Below are 1,248 nucleotides of genomic sequence, written 5' to 3'. Positions count from 1 at the left end.
TGCCCTGGGGCTGCAGCGTGAACTCGGCCGTGTTGTGGCCTTCGAATGGCTTGATGAAGTCGAGCTTGATCGCGACCTTCGACGAAGGCGCCGACTCCACGATCTCCATGCTCCCTGCGCCCGCCTTGTCGTTGCCCTCCCAGGCGTAGGTGGCGCCCTTGCCGCTCGCCGTGCCGCCGAAGGTGCGCTTCATTGCGGGGTCGAGCTTTTCGTAGGGCGACCAGGCGTTCCAGCGGTGGAAGTCGTCGATCAGCGGAAAGATCTTCTCGGCCGGCGCGTCGATGCGCGCGGTGCGTTCCACGCGGAAGGTGTCGGGCCGGGTGGCCGCGAAGATCAGCAGCGCGGCGATCGCGAGGACGACGACGAGGGCAATTTTCTTGAGCATGGCAGGGCTCTCTCTGGAGATTCTGGATATGGATGGAAAGAAGGTGCGCGGGATCAGGTGGGTTGCGCTACGACCAGCAGCCAGCCCACGCCGAAGCGATCGGTCAGCATGCCGAAGTTCGAGGTGAAGAAGGTCGGCATCAGCGGCTGCATGACCTGGCCGCCTTCGGCCAGTGCGTTGAACCACTTGACGACTTCGGTGTCGGTGCTGGCGGTGAGCGCGAGCATGATGCCCTCGAACTTCGCCTGGCCCGAGCAGCGGCCGTCGGAGGCCATCAACTCGGTGTCGCCGATGCGGAACACCGCGTGCATCACCTTGTCGGCACCGGGCGTGCCGCCGGCGCAACCGGCTTCGGCATTCTCCGAAGGGGCTCCTGCAGGCGCTTCGCTGTAGCGCATGAGCTGCACGACCTCGGCGCCGAGCGCCTTCTTGTAGAAGCCGAGCGCTTCGTCGCAGCGGCCTTCGAATGAGAGGTAAGACTGGACTTTCATTGCGATTCCTTTGGATTGGAGAGGTGACTCGGAGGCCCCCGGTGTCATGGGCCGCAAACAATTTGATTAGTTTGTGTACACCGTCCACAAAGAATAACAGGGATAATGGACAGTGTCCACATGGAATTGCAATGAAGCTCAACAACGTCCCCGACAGCCTGCCGCCCGCCCGCAGCACCTATCGCCACGGCGATCTGCGCCGGGCGCTGCTGGACGCGGGCATCGAACTGGCGCGCGACGGCGGCCCCGGCGCGGTGGTGCTGCGCGAGGCCACGCGGCGCGCGGGTGTGGTGCCCAATGCGGCATACAGGCACTTCGGCAGCCGGCAGGAGCTGTTGCTGGCGGTGCGCGAGGCGGCCCTGGCCGCGGCGG

At 65.2% G+C, this 1,248-nt stretch carries 3 protein-coding genes; 1 reads left to right on the top strand and 2 read right to left on the bottom strand.

What is annotated here, in order from left to right:
- Positions 1-385, bottom strand: a 385-nt coding sequence (locus ACSFA3_RS24135; RefSeq protein ID WP_435507918.1) for an SRPBCC family protein, incomplete at its 3' end; no start/stop codon positions are given.
- Positions 386-438: 53 nt separating this feature from the next.
- Positions 439-876 (bottom strand): VOC family protein, encoded by a 438-nt coding sequence (locus ACSFA3_RS24130; protein WP_435466363.1) that lies wholly within the window; start codon positions 874-876, stop codon positions 439-441.
- Positions 877-1,007: 131 nt separating this feature from the next.
- On the opposite strand from ACSFA3_RS24130, the gene ACSFA3_RS24125 reads away from it, so the two are divergent.
- A partial coding sequence (locus ACSFA3_RS24125; protein ID WP_435507917.1) for a TetR/AcrR family transcriptional regulator occupies positions 1,008-1,248 on the top strand: 241 nt, incomplete at its 3' end.

The sequence above is a fragment of the Variovorax glucosi genome (assembly GCF_051216695.1).
GTDB lineage: Bacteria > Pseudomonadota > Gammaproteobacteria > Burkholderiales > Burkholderiaceae_C > Variovorax.
The sequence above is the reverse complement of the archived record's forward strand: the minus strand, read 5'-3'. Positions and strand labels throughout refer to the sequence as shown.